This window comes from Microvirga sp. M2, assembly GCF_047497095.1.
In the GTDB taxonomy this organism is placed as follows: domain Bacteria; phylum Pseudomonadota; class Alphaproteobacteria; order Rhizobiales; family Beijerinckiaceae; genus Microvirga.
Map to the genome: position 1 here is coordinate 3644327 of NZ_CP134063.1, position 16770 is coordinate 3661096.

14 protein-coding genes and 1 tRNA gene are annotated in these 16770 nt (G+C 62.9%); 4 read left to right on the forward strand and 11 right to left on the reverse strand.

The features are described 5' to 3' along the window. Positions 1–22: 22 nt before the first annotated feature. The 5 genes from RE429_RS17330 to RE429_RS17350 form a co-directional block, all read right to left on the reverse strand. Positions 23–736 carry a hypothetical protein gene (locus RE429_RS17330; RefSeq protein ID WP_414471945.1) on the reverse strand — a complete coding sequence of 238 codons (714 nt, stop codon included), beginning with the start codon at positions 734–736 and terminating at the stop codon, positions 23–25. Between the two features lie 164 nt (positions 737–900). Next, a protein-coding gene (locus tag RE429_RS17335) for an IS630 family transposase (RefSeq protein WP_414471946.1) occupies positions 901–1958 on the reverse strand; the annotation gives its coding sequence in 2 pieces (ribosomal slippage) (positions 901–1466 and positions 1466–1958; 1059 coding nt in all). A gap of 28 nt (positions 1959–1986) precedes the next feature. Continuing rightward, complete coding sequence (locus tag RE429_RS17340; protein ID WP_414471947.1) at positions 1987–4335, reverse strand: HsdM family class I SAM-dependent methyltransferase; 2349 nt, start codon at positions 4333–4335, stop codon at positions 1987–1989. Then, positions 4332–4712: a hypothetical protein gene (locus RE429_RS17345; protein ID WP_414471948.1), complete on the reverse strand. Its 381-nt coding sequence runs from the start codon at positions 4710–4712 to the stop codon at positions 4332–4334. Before RE429_RS17345 ends, RE429_RS17340 begins: the two co-directional genes overlap by 4 nt. A gap of 474 nt (positions 4713–5186) precedes the next feature. After that, positions 5187–5262: transfer RNA gene (locus tag RE429_RS17350), tRNA-Glu, on the reverse strand. Positions 5263–5447: 185 nt separating this feature from the next. Here RE429_RS17350 and RE429_RS17355 point away from each other — a divergent pair. After that, positions 5448–6386 carry an RluA family pseudouridine synthase gene (locus RE429_RS17355; protein WP_414474236.1) on the forward strand — a complete coding sequence of 313 codons (939 nt, stop codon included), beginning with the start codon at positions 5448–5450 and terminating at the stop codon, positions 6384–6386. Positions 6387–6584: 198 nt separating this feature from the next. Further along, positions 6585–7484 (forward strand): RNA polymerase sigma factor RpoH, encoded by a 900-nt coding sequence (gene rpoH / locus RE429_RS17360; RefSeq protein ID WP_414471949.1) that lies wholly within the window; start codon positions 6585–6587, stop codon positions 7482–7484. A 110-nt stretch (positions 7485–7594) separates the two neighbouring features. Here rpoH and RE429_RS17365 read toward each other — a convergent pair whose 3' ends face one another. Both RE429_RS17365 and RE429_RS17370 read right to left on the reverse strand, forming a co-directional pair. Further along, entirely contained in the window at positions 7595–8845 is a 1251-nt protein-coding gene (locus RE429_RS17365) for a histidine kinase (RefSeq protein ID WP_414471950.1), read from the reverse strand. Continuing rightward, the gene (locus tag RE429_RS17370) at positions 8842–10134 is read right to left on the reverse strand and encodes an adenylosuccinate synthase (protein ID WP_414471951.1); all 1293 of its coding nucleotides are present in this window, start codon (positions 10132–10134) and stop codon (positions 8842–8844) included. The genes RE429_RS17365 and RE429_RS17370 overlap by 4 nt, the downstream gene beginning before the upstream one ends. A gap of 332 nt (positions 10135–10466) precedes the next feature. On the opposite strand from RE429_RS17370, the gene RE429_RS17375 reads away from it, so the two are divergent. Then, a complete protein-coding gene (locus tag RE429_RS17375; protein ID WP_414471952.1) occupies positions 10467–10832 on the forward strand; it encodes a hypothetical protein in 366 nt (121 codons plus the stop codon). A gap of 21 nt (positions 10833–10853) precedes the next feature. On the opposite strand, the gene RE429_RS17380 is transcribed toward RE429_RS17375, so the two are convergent. Further along, positions 10854–11717 (reverse strand): type 1 glutamine amidotransferase, encoded by an 864-nt coding sequence (locus RE429_RS17380; RefSeq protein WP_414471953.1) that lies wholly within the window; start codon positions 11715–11717, stop codon positions 10854–10856. A gap of 76 nt (positions 11718–11793) precedes the next feature. On the opposite strand from RE429_RS17380, the gene RE429_RS17385 reads away from it, so the two are divergent. Continuing rightward, entirely contained in the window at positions 11794–12696 is a 903-nt protein-coding gene (locus tag RE429_RS17385; protein ID WP_414471954.1) for a DMT family transporter, read from the forward strand. 24 nt (positions 12697–12720) lie between these two features. Here the strand turns inward: RE429_RS17385 and purU are convergent, their stop codons facing one another. The 3 genes from purU to RE429_RS17400 form a co-directional block, all read right to left on the reverse strand. Continuing rightward, positions 12721–13593: a formyltetrahydrofolate deformylase gene (gene purU, locus RE429_RS17390; protein ID WP_414471955.1), complete on the reverse strand. Its 873-nt coding sequence runs from the start codon at positions 13591–13593 to the stop codon at positions 12721–12723. Between the two features lie 66 nt (positions 13594–13659). Beyond that, positions 13660–15252, reverse strand: coding sequence for a phosphoglycerate dehydrogenase (gene serA, locus RE429_RS17395; RefSeq protein ID WP_414471956.1), 1593 nt, complete (start codon positions 15250–15252; stop codon positions 13660–13662). 134 nt (positions 15253–15386) lie between these two features. After that, the gene (locus tag RE429_RS17400) at positions 15387–16568 is read right to left on the reverse strand and encodes a phosphoserine transaminase (RefSeq protein WP_414471957.1); all 1182 of its coding nucleotides are present in this window, start codon (positions 16566–16568) and stop codon (positions 15387–15389) included. Positions 16569–16770 lie beyond the last annotated feature (202 nt).

Consider the following 16770-nt stretch of genomic DNA (forward strand, 5'->3'; position numbering starts at 1 on the left):
CTCAGCGCAAAAGCATCATCCGTCAAATGCGCTCTAGTTCGATCTGGAGTAAGTTCACGGTGTTTACCACCCACATGCGTACAGCTGCCAGATCCGCAGGCCCGTGGGCGATAAGGCCATCAGCCCACGGCCTCATGGCACTGGCCAAATGCATTCGACCGATTTGGTACCAAGGCGGGTCAGGGACTGGAGCTGGCTCAGGAGCGCCGAACTCTCGCGGCTCAACTTCTCTCAGCAATTCGCGGGCCGCCTCAAGGTCTGCATCTAACTTCAACGTTTCAGCGATATCGATCTGCCAATGTGGATGAGCCGCGTTGCTGGGTTTGAAGGACCATCCTTCGAGGCTTTTCTCGGGCCCCATCCATTCAGCTCGCAGAATTTGCTGAAACGCTTCGCTTCCAGCAATTGCAAAGAAGATGGTCAGATCGGAAGAGGCGAAATTAAAGCGTTTGGGGTTGCCACCTTTTAATGTCCAGACTTCTCGATATCCAAGCCAGACTTCCCAGTTGCTGCTGATAGATCTAAACGGCACAACTGGCATTGGGTCTCCACGAAGCCGACCAGCCCGTCGTGCGGCTTCTCCGATGAAGGAGGCAATGAGCTTATCGCCAACTGGAGCGGCCTTTAGAGAGACTTTTGATGCGCGGATATCGAGCTGAGGGACTAACTCGGCTGTCAGTGTATTCCAATGTGGCGCGAGTTCACCCTCTGTTGCAGAGAATGGGTCAGGCATCATCCATTTCCAATAACGCTGCGACTAGATCAGGTCCCCAAGCCTTCCTTGAGAGTTCATCGGCTCTCTGAAGCCATCGCGATGAAAGCAAATCATCCGCGGTGGAGAGTTGAGCAAGTTCGCCCGTGAGGTCTCCATGCTCAATTAATACCAATTCCCGCTGATCATCATTGGTGCGCCCACTCGCGCAAGCCGATCGACATGATGGTCCAAGGCTGATCGATCAGCTTGTTCCAAGCCGCACAGCAGTGGTCGAGAATGTCCGTGTAGGACGTGAAGATCCGGTTGGAGATCCAGTTCTCCCTTATGAACTGCCAGATGTTCTCCACGGGGTTCAGCTCAGGCGCCATTGCCGGCAGCGGCACCAGAGTGATGTTGGGCGGCACCTTCAGCCTCCTCGAGACGTGCCATCCAGCTTGGTCGAGCAGCAGCACAGCATGCGCGCCAGGCGCCACCGCCTGCGAGATCTCGGCCAGATGCAGGGACATCGCCTCGGTCGTGCAGCGGGGCAAGACCAGGCCGGCGGCTTTGCCTTGGGCCGGGCAGATCGCCCCAAAGATGTAAGCAGACGCAGTCCGCAGATCGCGTGGGGCGGAGGGACGGGTGCCGCGCTTGGCCCAGCGCCGGGTGATCTTGTTCTTCTGGCCGATGCGGGCCTCATCGGCAAACCAGATCTCTATGGGCCGGCCGCCGGCCTCGTTGGTCGCGATCTCCTCCAGACGCGTGGGGAAGTCTTTTTAAAAGCAGCCACGGCCGCGTCGCTCCTGGCGTGATGACGCGGGCGAGCCGACAGCTTGCGGAAGCTCAGAGACCGCAGCTCACGGCTGAGCGTCTGCTTCGAGATCCGGATCCGGTACTCCTCCCAGAGCCACTGCATCAGGTCGGCCAGGCGCCAGCGCACTACCCCGTGGACGGCTGGGATCGGGCCGCTCTCGATCATCTCGCTCAGGCGCTGCCGATGCGCGTCGCTCAGGATCGAAGGCTGTCCCGGCGCCTTCCCGTCCAGAAGCCCATCGGGCCCATGGGCATTGAAGCGCAGGACCCAGTCACGCACCGTCTGCAGGCTGACCCCGCCGATCTCGGCCGCTTGGGTGCGCAAGCCGCCCTCGTAGATCACCGCCAGGGCCAGCAAGCGGCGGGTCTGCGGGGCATCCTTGCTCCGGCGGGCAAGTTGGCGCAGACGAACGGCATCGTAATCGGGCCGGAGGGCGACGGGAATGGACATGGCAAACCTCCTCGCTTGCCATGTTGAATCACATCTCAGGCGCTTTGACGCTGCGACGAGTCGCTCTCACCAGGACGTGGTATAAGGTTAGATCTGGAAGCGGAATTGGTCTGACGAAACGTGCGCTAAGATTGGACTGACCGCCTGCAACTGGATCAGAATAGACCTTCAACAGGCGCGCAAAGGTCCGAGAATTTAAAAGACTGTGGTAGGCGTTAAGAGTTTGCTCCAATGAGAAGCCAAGCGGCTGACCAGTGTTCTTCCGCCGTCCATTGAAAAACCAAACGTACCCATGTAGTGGAACAAATTTAGCGCTGTCATCGACTGCGAAGTCGCCAATTGCACCAAAGTACTTCGTCAGAATTCTGGCTTCTGTTGCCTGAACCCACGAATAGTACCGTGACAACGACCACCATGGCCTACGCACTTCGTCAATTCCAGAACGTTTCTTAAGTTCATGCTCGCGTTGCGCAAGATAACGTCCGAAATACACCGGAACTTGATTTCGGACATCCTCTTCACTCGAGAATATGAGACCTTCATTGTTGTATGGAAAGAAGACAAAGTATCGGTCGCGGATGACACCTTCAGAGATTGCATCACGAAAAAGCGCTGGTCGGAAGAACTGTTTCTCGGGACCAGGCAGTTCCTGAAGCTCCTGCGCGCTTAGGATGAAGGCGTCATTTAGCCCGGTGAGGAGACCTTGTTTGACGTCGAACAAATCTCCGACGCGCGGCATGCCAAGTTCGTCTAGGCGACGCAAAGAGTCGTCAACACTGGCAGGTAGGATACGCCACCGATCTGTCTTTAGAAGATCCCGTTTATCAATGTGAGCAATACGCCACCCCTTTCCGCTGGCATTAGCTACGACTGGGTGGTTTAGTCTGCGAAGCGCCCGAAGAGCTTCGCCAGTAGCGGCTTGCTCGTTTGCTGATCTAAGCGCCAAACCGGTCGTTTGCTTGTCCCCTGCGACAAGGACCATTGCTGCAACTTGAACTAAGGCATGCACAAAGAGGCCGTACTCCCCAAATGAGCCGAGGAACGCTAGGCGGGCGCGCTCAAGTAGGTCTCTACGCCACTCTTTTCCTGAGTCGAGCGCTAGAATGCTCGATGGCATCAAGCTGGCAACCACACCACCTTCGCCTACGGCATCAAGCGCTCTCGATACAAAAGCCATCGATAAGTCCGGTCGATGCTTGGCGGCCGAACCCAGGATTTGAGAGACCTTATCCCTTTGCAGCTTGTTCATCATTGGCCAAGCAAGGAAAGGTGGATTCATCACTACTAGATCAGCACGCGGTAATGAGTCGGGGTTGAGGGCATCCGCGACTTCGACGTCAATTTCAATTCCGCCAGCGGGTTGCCAGTCAAATTTAGCCGCGTGCAGCGCAAACTTCGCCATTAACACCGCTGATGGCGATAAATCACGTCCTACTAGCTTAAGCTTACCCGTGAAGCCGATTCTGCGCAGCGTTCGAGCAGTTTCAGTGAGAAAAGCACCCGAACCACATGCAGGATCGCACACTACAAGTTCAGGCCGTCGTTCAACATCGGCTATGGCAGCTAGTGACTGTTCGACGATGCTGCGTGCGAGTGATGGGGGCGTGAAGTGGTGTGCTCCACGAGTAATACTTTTTGTCGTGCTTGCCGGTTGATGCCCGAAAAGATCCGATTGGCCAGAGCTTTCGAAGGCAAAGTGCGCCTCCTGGAAGATCGCACTCGCAGCGTGTCGCACCGCTAAAGCTGCTGACAATTGAAGATCCAATAACGACGCAACTTGGTGTTTGAAGCCGACTTCAAGCCGCTGTTTCTGATCCGCGCTTAACGCGGAACCACCCTGCACGCTATTTCGAACATTATTCCAAACGGCTGCAAAGTTACCGCGACTGTCTGACGTTCGCTGCTCCGAAGCAACCAGCTCTGCCAGAACATCCAAAAACTCTGCGACTGCGGTTTCATCAGCAGCTCCCGCAACTTCAATCTCTCCGCGCACAGCTCTAAAGAGATCGAGCAGGGTAGCGATAACATCTCGTCTAGCTGACACTCTGCGCTGAGCCAGATAGCTATAGAAAGCATCAAGCTTTTGCGAGACGCTCTTATAGGTGAAGCTCTCGGGTGCCTGTAGAGTATCCCATCGGGTGACGAATACTTTGTCCTCGGTTACGGCTACGTGATGGGGCAATCCAGCGGACCATGCCCAAGATGCTGCCAAGCGCGGATCAAATGCTTCGTCGCATTGTGACAGGGCGAAGCTGCCATTTCCCCCATCCAGAAGAACAGCATGTCTATCTGGACTTTCGATTTCTCCGATCTCAAACAACGGAGCATGAGCCAAGCCAAAGCGCCGGCTCCAGTCTAATGAGAATTGGCTAGTCATCGTTTCACCAGAAGAGGCGGGAGAAGCGGCAGTTGGACTTCATCTTCTTCTGGACCGAACGCCCGCGAAATTTCGGCAAGATGCTCATCTAGTGGCAACGTAAGAAGGGCTTGCTTAGCATCGAAGGGGCTAGCAGGACTGATTACCATCCTTGCGCCGTCGTATACCGCCGCATGTCCATACAGCGCCGGAAAGGAAGATCCTTCCAGAGAGGCGCGCAACGCATCCATAATTGGTCCCCAATGCGCCACTGTTCCTCCAAATCGAATATGCACAAGCGCCAGGAGGCGCAGGACAAGAAGCGTGCGCCATCCAAAGAGCGCGTTGTGGCCACGCCCGCGTGGCAGCACATCAGGACGGATCAGGCCGCGCCGCATACACCACTCTTTGAGTTGGTGTTCGGTTAAACCTGCGATTTCAGCCGCGCGAGTGGATTGCACAAACATGGTAAAGAAGTGGTAACATACCCTTTCTTAGGGGCCAACAACCCCTCAACCTTATCAACGCCGAATAGTTCAAGCTGATTGGCTGACCAGTGGGCGTAAATCCCCGTCGGATATTTGAATTGCAAAACGCGGCCGCTAGAATCCATCGCCCAACGCAGAAGGCCAATCGAAACCGCAAATGGCCTTCAGATGGGGCGTTACTAGAGCGCACTTGTGTAGGAAGAAGTTGCTAAACGGGAGCTAAGGCTCCTCGGCCTCTGCCTGACAAGCCCCTGCGCACAGGTCAGCGCTGAGAACTCCGAATTTTCAGCCAAGTCGATTATGGCATCAAACTCGCATATTGGGTCGTTCTTGGGGTTTTGAGGCATTAGCATCAGAGGCCAAGCCTCTAAGCCTTGAAACCTTTGGCGCTCCCTAGGGGACTCGAACCCCTGTTTTCGCCGTGAGAGGGCGACGTCCTAGACCGCTAGACGAAGGGAGCTAGCAAGGTGGTGGGCGCTCGTATAACCAGCATCATGAATCGCTTCAAGCCCTTTCTCTCAAAAAAGAGAGGGCGACGTCAAAAATGAGGATGTGGTGGACGATACGACCCGGCAGGAATGGACCCTGAATGAAGAAACGGCGGCGGAGCGGCTGGATCGCGTGCTGGCGCGACTGGCCGGCGACATGTCGCGCAGCCGCCTGCAGGCCCTCATCCGAGACGGCCAGGTGACGGTGGACGGCGCGCCCGCGCTCGATCCGGGCCGCAAGGTGGGCGCGGGCGCACGGATCGCCCTGCAGGTGCCTCCTGCCGTCGCGGCGGAGCCCCAAGGCGAAGCCATGGACTTGTCCATCGTCTATGAGGACGACGACCTGATCGTGATCGACAAGCCGGCGGGACTGGTGGTCCATCCGGCGGCCGGGCACGAATCGGGCACCCTGGTCAATGCGCTCATCGCCCATTGCGGGGAGAGCCTCTCGGGTATCGGGGGCGTGAAGCGCCCCGGCATCGTGCACCGGCTCGACAAGGATACCTCCGGCCTTCTCGTCGTGGCCAAGAACGATCTGGCCCATCAAGGCCTCGCGGAGCAGTTCGCCGATCACGGCCGTACGGGCCCTCTTGAGAGACTCTATCTCGCTCTCGTCTGGGGCGTCCCGGAGCGCAGGCGCGGCACCGTGGAGGCCGCGCTCGCCCGCAGCCAGCACAACCGGGAAAAGATCGCGATCGTGTCCGACGACAACGAGCGTGGCCGCTATGCCGTCACCCATTACGAGGTTCTCGAAGCCTTGCCCTCGGAAGCCTTGCCCTCGAAAGCCCTGCCCTCGACCGGGCCGGTCGCCGCCCTCGTGCAATGCGAACTGGAGACGGGACGCACGCACCAGATCCGCGTCCATATGGCTCATATCGGCCATCCGCTCCTTGGGGATACCGTCTACGGGTCTGGGTTCAAGACCAAGGCGAACCGCCTCGCTCCGGACCAGCAGGAGGCGCTCGCAGCGCTGAACCGGCAGGCGCTGCATGCGGCGGTTCTGGGCTTCGAGCATCCCAGGACAGGTGAGTTCCTGCGGTTCGAAAGCCCCATTCCGGCGGATCTGGCGAGGTTGCTGCAGGCTTTGAAAGCTTGAGGGAACGAGCGTCAATGCGTCGCAAAATTCTGCCACGCTGGCACCCTTGCGATGCTGACGCGTTCACCAGGTCTTGAAGTCCGGCGCCTCTATCCGGACACGGTTGAACCGCTTATATAAGGAAGTTGGGCGGTCGGCCATCGAGGGGGCCGCCTCAGGCTTGCCTCACGGAAAGAGGGAGCCAAAGGAGGAGAAGATATGGCTGCAGCGCTTCCAGTGCTTGCCAATGAAGGGGGCCTGTCCCGCTATCTCGACGAAATCCGTCGCTTCCCCATGCTCGAGCCGCATGAGGAATATATGCTCGCCAAAAGCTGGCGGGAGCATGGAGACCGCGAGGCCGCCCATAAGCTCGTGACATCCCACCTGCGCCTCGTCGCCAAGATCGCCATGGGTTACCGTGGCTATGGCCTGCCGATCAGCGAGGTGGTCTCGGAAGGCAATGTCGGCCTCATGCAGGCCGTCAAGCGCTTCGAGCCCGACAAGGGCTTCCGCCTCGCCACATATGCCATGTGGTGGATCAAGGCGGCGATTCAAGAATATATCCTGCGATCCTGGTCCCTCGTGAAGATGGGCACCACCGCGAACCAGAAGAAGCTGTTCTTCAACCTGCGCAAGGCCAAGGGCCGCATCTCCGCCCTGGACGAAGGCGACCTGCGTCCCGACCAGGTGAAGCAGATCGCCACCCAGCTCGGCGTGACCGAGCAGGACGTGGTGGACATGAACCGCCGCCTCGGCGGCGACGCCTCCCTCAATGCGCCCCTGCGCGACGAGGGCGAAGGCGGAGGCGAGTGGCAGGATTGGCTCGTCGACCAGAGCGAAAGCCAGGAGCAGGTGCTCGTGGAGGAAGAGGAAGGCCAGAACCGGCTGACCGCCCTCCGCAATGCCCTGACCGTCCTGAATCCGCGCGAGCGCCGGATCTTCGAGGCCCGCCGCCTCTCGGACGACCCGATCACGCTGGAGGAGCTTTCGACCGAGTTCGGGGTCTCCCGCGAGCGCGTCCGCCAGATCGAGGTCCGCGCCTTCGAGAAGATCCAGGAGGCGGTGAAGAAGAACCTCACCCAGATCGAGAGCACACCCTCGGCCGAGGCCCCAGTCTGATCCTGTTCGGTCTGATCCTACCCGACCGGGCCTGACGAGGCCCGACGAGCCGCCATGAAAAAAGCCGCGCCCTCAGGCGCGGCTTTTTGATTGCCCCGTGTCGGGCCGCCTTACTGCCACTGGCTGAAGGCGCTGTTCAGAACCTGCTCTCCGGCGGCGCCCTTCTCGAAGCTGAGAATGGCGCGCTGGCCCGAGGCCATGCGGACGGGCAGATCGATCCAGTTCCGGCGCACGAAGAGCTCCGTGTTCCGCTCCACATCGCCCTGCAGGTTGGACAGGCCGATCAGGAACAGGTTCTCGCGCACCGGCACCGGAAGGCCCGCGATCGGCGTGCCGCGCGCGGCCTCTTCGTTCTTGAACTGAAGGAGGCCCACGTCGCGGATCACCCGGCCGCTGTCGCCCGCACGGGTCGTGAAGGTGAGCTCGACCGTATGGGACGCGGGGAGTGTCGTATCCAGGTTGCGGCGCAGCACCATTTTCATGGTCACCCCCGCATCGGGAATCTCGATATTCGCCGTGACCGCCTTCTCGAGCGGCTGCCCCTGGCCCGGGTTCACGTCCTCGAGCCGCCAGACCACGCGCCCGACATAGGCCTTGGGCGTCTGCGGATTGGTGGCGTCTTCCTCGTAGAAGACGGCGCGATGCGCCACGCCGATGGCCTGCCCCGCGTTCGGGGAGCCGGCGGGAGCCTGTCCGCCGACACGCTCTTCGATTTTTGCCGTTTCCTGGCTGGCCGGTGCTTCCTGAGGAGCCTGGGCGACCGGCGTCTCGGGAATGGGGCCGTCAGAGCGGCTCTGCCACCAGGCCAGCCCTCCGATGAGGAGGAGCACGAGAAGGATCGCCCCTCCGAGCATGACGGAGCGCATCTGCCGGTTGCTCTGCATGGCCGGATGCGGCCTGCTGTCGACCCGCGGACGGGCAGCCGGGGCCGCCTCCTCGACGGTCCGGGGAGCCGGCGCAGGCAGCGGTGCGGGCTGGGGTTCTCCCTGAGAGGCCGGCCGCGGCGGGGCCTGCCTCGGCGTCATCACGCTGCGCAGCCGCTCCGCCGGTGTCTGAGGAGCCTGCTCCTCGACCAGCATCTCGGCGAAGGCATTCGGATCGAAGCCGGCCGGAGGTGGCGTGTAATCCGCTTCGACGCGCGTGATCGCATCATCGAGGGACGCGCGCTCCCGCTGAATGTCCGCTTCGGACAGGGGCGGATTGAGGGAGCGCAGCTGAGCCACCAACGCCGTTCGGGCGCGCTCGTAAACGGCGCGCCGCGCGACGGGCGTCTGCTCTGTCAGACCTTCGACGGCCCGCACAATGAGAGGGTAATAATCTGCCATTTCCTTGGGAATGACCCGGAGAAGCTCCGCCGTCAACCCTCAAAGGGGTTCTTCATGAGGATTGTATCGTCGCGTTCGGGCGAGGTGGACAGGACCGCCACGGGCGCACCGATCAATTCCTCGATACGACGCACATATTTGACGGCCTGAGCCGGCAGATCCGCCCAGGACCGCGCACCGGCCGTGGAGCCGCTCCAGCCCTCGAACTCCTCGTAGATCGGCTCCACCCGCGCCTGAGCCCCCTGGCTCGCCGGGAAATAGTCGATCGTCTGGCCGTCGAGCCTGTAGCCGACACCGATCTTGATGGTGTCGAACCCGTCCAGGATGTCGAGCTTGGTGAGCGCGATGCCATCGATTCCGGACGTGCGCACCGTCTGGCGCACCAGGGTGGCATCGAACCAGCCGCAGCGGCGCTTGCGGCCCGTCACCACGCCGAACTCCTTGCCCTTCTGGCCGATCAGCTCGCCGGTCTCGTCGTGGAGCTCCGTCGGGAACGGCCCCTCGCCGACGCGGGTGGTATAGGCCTTGGCGATGCCCAGCACATAGCCGACGCCGCCCGGGCCGAGGCCCGATCCGGTCGCGGCCTGGCCGGCCACTGTGTTCGAGGAGGTGACGAAGGGATAGGTGCCGTGATCGACATCGAGCAGCGCGCCTTGCGCTCCCTCGAACAGAATGCGCTTGCCGGCCCGGCGCTCCTCGTCGAGGAGGCGCCACACGGCGTCCATGTAGGGGAGCACCTTCGGAGCGACCGAGGACAATTCCTCATAGATCTCTTCGGGCTTGAACTCGTCGAGGCCGAAGCCGCGGCGCAAGGCATTATGGTGCGTGAGCAGCCGGTCGATCTTGTCGCGCAGCGAAGGAAGGTCGGCGAGGTCCATGAGACGGATGGCGCGGCGGCCCACCTTGTCCTCGTAGGCGGGCCCGATGCCGCGCTTGGTGGTGCCGATCTTCGTGCCCGCGCTGCCGCTCTCGCGCAGAGCGTCGAGCTCGCGATGGATCGAGAGGATGAGAGTCGCGTTCTCGGCCACGCGCAGGTTGTCGCGGGAGATCGACACGCCCTGCTCGGACAGCCGCTCGACCTCCGCCGCCAGGGCGTGCGGATCGAGGACCACGCCGTTGCCGATGACGGAGAGCTTGTTGGGGCGCACGACGCCGGAGGGCAGCAGCGACAGCTTGTAGACCTTGTCGCCGATCACGAGGGTATGGCCGGCATTGTGTCCGCCCTGGAACCGCACGACCACGTCTGCCTGTTCAGACAGCCAGTCGACGATCTTGCCCTTGCCTTCGTCGCCCCACTGGGCGCCCACGACAACTACGTTCGCCATCGCTCAAGCCTCACAATAAAAAACCCCGGCGCAAGGCCAGGGTTGGGTAAAAACCTTGCAAACCCTCTTCGTGGATCGCGCGTCTCAGGTCAAGCCGGAATGAGCCTTGTCCCATGCATCGTACTCCGTCCTGATGTGCGCCAGATGTCCCATGCCTCCCGCTTGTCAAGGGACGGGCGAAGCCATGGGGATCACCGCCGCGGCCGGCCCAGCGCTCCGAAGGGAGGGAAAGGACGGAGATGGAGACATCGGAAGCGCCGACATCTTTCCCAACGGCACATGGTTATCTAGATCACCTTGGGAGAGCGATTGATGCATCCCTGGGGGCTGTCGTGAAAAGAGTTATCGTCGTTGTTGGCATCGCGCTCGGCGCGACGGGCTGCGTCCCGGCGGCCTATGAGGCCACTCAGCTTTCATGCGCGGACTTTGTCGGCCGGCCGATCTCGGAGCGCATCGCGGCCCTCGGGCCGCCGCGGGCGACCTACCGCATCAGCCCGACCGAAGTGGGATACGTGTTCGAGACCAAGGAGACGGCGTTCGTCGGCGGCTACGAGTATTACACGGTCAACTATCTGGTCGGGGCCGACCGGCACCACACGCCGATCTACCCGGTCACCACGAAATGCCGGGGCTTCGTGGTCAGCGCGCCATCCCCCGCCACTCCGGTCTCCCAGCGCGTCATCGTGGATGTGCTCTGAGGGTCGGACAGCCGTCGGGGATCAGGCCCGCCCCCGCGCGCTTTTCTCGGCCTGGACCCGGCGCTCGATGAAGTTGCGAATCTCGCGGGTGCGGCAGGCCGGATCCAGAACCTCGGCATCGACCCCGTGCCGCCAGGCCAGATCGAAGCGGGACGGATCCCTGTCGAGGACCGTCAGGTCGTCCGCGTAGGACGCGACCTCCTCGGGCGTCCGGCAGAACCCTTCGCGGATCAGGAGGTCCGTGCGCTGGCGCAGGATCGTGGCCAGCTCCGTCAGGCCGAATTCCGGATGATACTGCACGCCCCAGAACAGGCCTCCGTCCCGCCGGATCTCCGCCGCCTGAACCGCCGAGACCGGATTGGTCGCGATCACCGTGGCGTCGTCGGGCAGCGCCGTGACCATGTCGAGATGAATGGCGGGTGCGTCGTAGACCTCGGGCCGCCCTGCCAGCATGGGATGCCCTCTCCCCTCCTCCGTCGGCCGCAGGCGGCGGGCGAAGCCCACCTCGCGGCCGAGCGGGTTCTTGCGCACGTCCCCGTCCGCCGCGACGGCCGCCACCTGCAGCCCCCAGCAGGACCCGAAGGACGGGGTGCCCGAGGCGTAGATGGCCCGCATCAGGTCGATCTGGCGCAGGATCTCGGGTGTCCGGTCGTAGATGTTGAGATGAGAGCCGGTCAGCACGATCCCGTCATAGGACGCAAGCCCCGCCCGATCGGGCAGGTTCGCGCCTTCGTCCGTCGGGAAGGCGATGTCGCAGACGGCGTCCCGCGCGATGGCGTGAATCACCTGCGCATAGGACTCCGACAGCATTTGGCCATAGGCCGCCTTGTGGGCCTGCCTTGCACCGCGCGTATTGCCCTCGACCACCAGAAACCTTAAGGCCATAACCGTCACCCGCTTCGTTGAGCGCTGGTTTATCGAAACTGTGCGCGGCGGCAAGCGTCATGAGGTCCGGCCGTCCATGAAATTCCCGCAATCGCTCGGCAAGGGACTTTGGGAAAGGGCCTATCTGCTCCTGATCCTCACCACGCTCATGTGGGGCGGCAACGCCATCGCCGGACGTCTCGCCGTCGGCCAGGTCTCGCCGATGCTGCTCACCTGCATCCGCTGGGCCATCGTGGCCGCCATCCTGGGTCCGCTCGTCGGCCGGCAGGTCCTGGCCGAGTGGCCGCAGATGGGGTCGCGCTGGCCCTTCATCGTCCTCATGGGCTCGTCGGGCTTCACCGCCTTCAACGCCCTGTTCTATGCCGCAGCCTACCACACGAGCGCGGTGAACCTGACGATCTTCCAGGGCGCCATTCCGGTGCTCGTGCTGATCGGCACGATCCTGTTCTTCGGCTCGCGGGTGATTCCGCTGCAGATCCTCGGCATGGTCGTGACGATCCTCGGCGTCGTCCTGGTCTCGGTGAAGGCGGATCTCGAGGTTCTCAAGGCGCTCGCGCTCAATATCGGCGATGTCTGGATGCTGATCGCCTGCGTCTTCTATGCAGGCTATACCCTGGGCCTGCGCCGCCGCCCGCCCGTCTCCGGTCTCGTCTTCTTCACGGCCCTGGCCGGCGTCGCGTTTCTATCCTCGCTGCCCCTGCTCGCCCTGGAAATCGCGCAAGGCGCCATGCAATGGCCGACCTGGAAGGGATGGCTGATCCTTCTCTATATCGGCCTTTGCCCGTCGCTCGTCTCGCAGATCTTCTTCATCCGCGGCGTCGAGCTGATCGGCCCCGCCCGGGCGGGATTGTTCGTCAACCTGGTGCCGGTCTTCGGCGCGCTGCTCGCCGTGCTGCTGCTCGGCGAGCCCTTCGCCTTCTATCACGCGCTCGGCCTGTTCCTGGTGCTCGGCGGCATCTGGCTCGCGGAGCGGAAGTGAGAGCCGCGCTCCTCTTCCAAGTGTTCAGTCCGCGAACACCACGGTCTTGCGGCCGTTGAGCAGAATGCGGTCTTCCAGGTGGTCGCGCACCGCGCGGGCGAGGACGCGCCGCTCGATGTCGCGGCCCTTGCGCACGAGGTCCTCCGCGCTGTCGCGATGGGTGATCGGCTCCACATCCTGCGCGATGATCGGCCCCTCGTCGAGGTCGGACGTGACGTAATGGGCGGTCGCCCCGATCAGCTTCACGCCGCGGGCATGAGCCTGGTGGTAGGGCTTGGCGCCCTTGAAGCTCGGAAGGAACGAGTGATGGATGTTGATGCAGCGGCCCGAAAGTTTCGCCGCGAGCCCGTCGGACAGAACCTGCATGTAACGGGCGAGCACCACGAGATCGGCCTGTGAATCGCGAATGAGCGACCAGATCTTCGCCTCCTGCTCGAGCTTCGTGTCCCTCGTGACCGGCAGGTAGTGGAACGGAACGCCGCCCAGATCCACATGGCTGTAGGCCTCGACAGGATGGTTGGCGATGACGCCGACGGGCTCGAAATCGAGTTCGCCGATGCGCCAGCGATAGAGCAGGTCCGCAAGGCAGTGATCGAACCTGGACACCATGAGCATGACCCGCCGGCGCTCGCCCTGGTCGCGCAGGGCCCAGCCCATGCCGAAACGCTCGGCCAGCGGCGCGAAGCCCTCCTTGAGCGCCTCGATGTCGGCTTTCCCGTTCACCGGGTTGAAGACGACGCGCATGAAGAAGCGATCGGTCTGGATGTCGTCGTATTGCTGGGCATCGAGGATGTTGAGGCCCGCATCGGACAAATGCCCCGCCACGGCGGCAACGATGCCGGGACGGTTCGCGCAGGCGAGCGTCAGGACGAAGCGTTGTGACGGGGAAGCGGCCATGTCTGCACCTGATTGTCTTGATGAAATGGCCGGAGAAGCGGCAACCGCTCCTCCGGACAGCGTTTTTCAGAAGCGGACCGCGCGGGCGCGCTTGACCTGCGGAATCTCTTCGATCTTGCGCAGGAGCTCTTCGGACACGGGCTCGTCGACCGACACGAAACAGATCGCGTCGCCGCCCGGCTTGTCGCGGCCGAGCGCGAAAGTGGCCACGTTCACGCCCGACTCGCCGAGCAGCGTTCCGAAGCGGCCGATGAAGCCGGGCTTGTCGTCGTTGCGCACATAGATCATGTGCGGCGCGAACTCGGCATCCACCGCGATGTCGCGGATCTCCGTCACCCGCGGCTTGCCGTCCTGGAAGACGGTGCCGCCGGCGTGGCGGGCCATGTCCTCTGCACTCACGACGATGCGGATGAAGCTCTCGTAATCGCGCGCGGCGCTCTCGCGCTTGACCTCTTCCACGGTGATGCCGCGCTCACGGGCGACGATCGGAGCCGACACCATGTTGACGTCCTGCAGGAAGGGCCGCAGCACGCCCGTCACGGCGGCCGACGTCAGCGCGCGGGTGTTCATGTCGGCGACGGCGCCCTCGTACTCGATGCGGATGCCCTTGATGGCGGCTTCCGTGAGCTGGCCGAGGAAGGAGCCGAGCTTCTCGGCGAGCGCCACGAAGGGCTTGAGGCGCGGGGCTTCCTCCGCCGTGATGGAGGGGAAGTTCACGGCGTTCTGAATCGCGCCCTGGAGCAGGTAGTCGGACATCTGCTCGGCCACCTGCAGCGCCACGTTCTCCTGCGCCTCCGAGGTGGCGGCGCCCAGATGCGGCGTGCAGACCACGTTGGAATGGCCGAAGAGCGGATTGGTGAGCGCAGGCTCCTCCACGAACACGTCGAAGGCCGCGCCCGCCACATGGCCGGAATCGAGGGCCGCGCGCAAGGCCACCTCGTCGACGAGGCCGCCGCGGGCGCAGTTGACGATGCGCACGCCCTTCTTCGTCTTGGCGATATTCTCGGCCGAGAGAATGTTCTTCGTCTTCTCGGTCATCGGCACGTGCAGCGTGATGATGTCGGCGCGGCGGAGCAGATCCTCGAGCTCCACCTTCTCGACGCCGAGCTCGACGGCGCGCTCCGGCGACAGGAACGGATCGAAGGCGATGACCTTCATGCGCAGGCCGATGCCGCGGTCGGCCACGATGGACCCGATATTGCCGCAGCCGATGACGCCCAGCACCTTGGCGGTCAGCTCGACGCCCATGAAGCGGTTCTTCTCCCACTTGCCGGCCTGGGTGGAGGCATCGGCCTGCGGGATCTGGCGCGCGAGCGCGAACATCATCGCGATTGCGTGTTCGGCGGTGGTGATGGAATTGCCGAAGGGCGTGTTCATGACGATGATGCCCTTCGCCGTGGCGGCGGGGATCTCGACATTGTCCACGCCGATGCCGGCGCGGCCGATCACCTTCAGGTTCTTCGCCTGCTCGAGGATCTTCGCCGTGACTTTCGTGGCGGACCGGATGGCGAGGCCGTCGTAGTTGCCGATGATGGCGGCGAGCTTCTCTTTGTCCTTGCCGAGATCGGGCTGAAAATCGACCTCGATGCCGCGATCCTTGAAGATCTGCACGGCGGCGGGAGACAAAGCGTCGGAAATGAGAACGCGGGGAGCGGGCATGGGATGAACCTCATGGCGTCGTGGCCGGGCTCGTCCCGGGGATGCATGTCTGCCGGGATGACAAGCTCAGCGGCCGGAAAAGTCGTGGATCCCCGGGACGGGCCCGGGGATGACGGTTCAGAGAGACTTGAACGTCAGGCGGCCTTCGCGAGCTTCGCCTTTTCCTGCGCGAAGGCCCAGTCGAGCCAGGGCGTCAGGGCTTCGAGGTCGGATTGCTCGACCGTCGCGCCGCACCAGATGCGAAGGCCGGGAGGCGCATCGCGATAGGCCCCGATATCGAGGGCCACGCCCTCCCTCTCGAGGGCCGACGTGATGCCCTTGGCGACCTGAGCCACGGCCTCGGGCCCCTTGGCGACCACGTCCGGATCGGCCACGACGAGGCACACGCTGGTGTTGGAGGCGGTTGCCGGGTCCTTCGCGAGGTTGGCGATCCACGGGGTCCGGGCGACCCAATCGTGAATGACCTTCGCGTTCGCGTCGGCCTTGGCGACGAGCCCGTTCAGACCGCCGACGGACTTCGCCCATTCGAGCGCGTCGATGTAATCCTCGACTGCGAGCATCGATGGGGTGTTGATGGTCTCGCCCTGGAAGATGCCCTCGATGAGCTTGCCGCCCTTGGTCATGCGGAAGATCTTCGGCAGCGGCCATGCGGGCTTGTAGGTCTCGAGGCGCTCCACGGCGCGCGGCGAGAGAATGAGCATGCCGTGTGCCGCTTCGCCGCCCAGCACCTTCTGCCAGGAGAAGGTGACGACGTCGAGCTTGGCGAAGTCGAGCTTCTGCGCGAAGGCGGCCGAGGTCGCGTCGCAGATGGTGAGGCCCTCCCGGTCCGCCGCGATCCAGTCGGCATTCGGCACGCGCACACCGGAGGTGGTGCCGTTCCAGGTGAAGACCACGTCACGATTTTTCGTGTCGACCTGCGCGGGATCGGCGAGATCGGGCAACTCGCCGTAGGGCGCATTGATCACGCGGGCGTCGGCGAGCTTGAGCTGCTTGACCACATCGGTGACCCAGCCCTCTCCGAAGCTCTCCCAGGCCAGCATGTCCACGGGCCGGGCGCCCAGCATGGACCACAGAACCATCTCCACGGCGCCCGTATCGGAAGCCGGGACGATCCCGATGCGGTAATCGGCAGGCACTTCCAGCACTTCGCGGGTGAGGTCGATGGCGAGCTTCAGGCGCGCCTTGCCGAGCTTCGCGCGGTGCGAACGGCCCAGGGATTCGGTTTTGAGGTTTTGCAGGGACCATCCGGGGCGCTTCGCGCAGGGGCCGGACGAGAAGAAGGGCGCGCGGGGACGCGCGTTGGGCAGGTCTGTCATGTTGAGTCCATCCTTACAGATGGGCGCCTCTCGGTGGGGAGAGGTGTCCCGCCGACCGGTATGATGGAACTGCAGAGAACGGTCAAGGCCATTCAGGACAGACGTCAGGACGAGCCGCCGGGCGCGGCGGAACGGGGCCTTTCATGGAGGGGGCTCTCCTGTCCGCCGCCTCTCGTTCATGGGCTGAACGGCAGCAGATCCT

What these genes read in the sequence shown, in the direction of transcription:
- RE429_RS17330 (WP_414471945.1), bottom strand. Translation starts at nt 736, where the DNA reads ATGATGCCTGACCCATTCTCTGCAACAGAGGGTGAACTCGCGCCACAT.
- RE429_RS17340 (WP_414471947.1), bottom strand. Translation starts at nt 4,335, where the DNA reads ATGACTAGCCAATTCTCATTAGACTGGAGCCGGCGCTTTGGCTTGGCT.
- RE429_RS17345 (WP_414471948.1), bottom strand. Translation starts at nt 4,712, where the DNA reads ATGCGGCGCGGCCTGATCCGTCCTGATGTGCTGCCACGCGGGCGTGGC.
- RE429_RS17355 (WP_414474236.1), top strand. Translation starts at nt 5,448, where the DNA reads ATGTCGCGCAGCCGCCTGCAGGCCCTCATCCGAGACGGCCAGGTGACG.
- rpoH (WP_414471949.1), top strand. Translation starts at nt 6,585, where the DNA reads ATGGCTGCAGCGCTTCCAGTGCTTGCCAATGAAGGGGGCCTGTCCCGC.
- RE429_RS17370 (WP_414471951.1), bottom strand. Translation starts at nt 10,134, where the DNA reads ATGGCGAACGTAGTTGTCGTGGGCGCCCAGTGGGGCGACGAAGGCAAG.
- RE429_RS17380 (WP_414471953.1), bottom strand. Translation starts at nt 11,717, where the DNA reads ATGGCCTTAAGGTTTCTGGTGGTCGAGGGCAATACGCGCGGTGCAAGG.
- RE429_RS17385 (WP_414471954.1), top strand. Translation starts at nt 11,794, where the DNA reads ATGAAATTCCCGCAATCGCTCGGCAAGGGACTTTGGGAAAGGGCCTAT.
- purU (WP_414471955.1), bottom strand. Translation starts at nt 13,593, where the DNA reads ATGGCCGCTTCCCCGTCACAACGCTTCGTCCTGACGCTCGCCTGCGCG.
- serA (WP_414471956.1), bottom strand. Translation starts at nt 15,252, where the DNA reads ATGCCCGCTCCCCGCGTTCTCATTTCCGACGCTTTGTCTCCCGCCGCC.
- RE429_RS17400 (WP_414471957.1), bottom strand. Translation starts at nt 16,568, where the DNA reads ATGACAGACCTGCCCAACGCGCGTCCCCGCGCGCCCTTCTTCTCGTCC.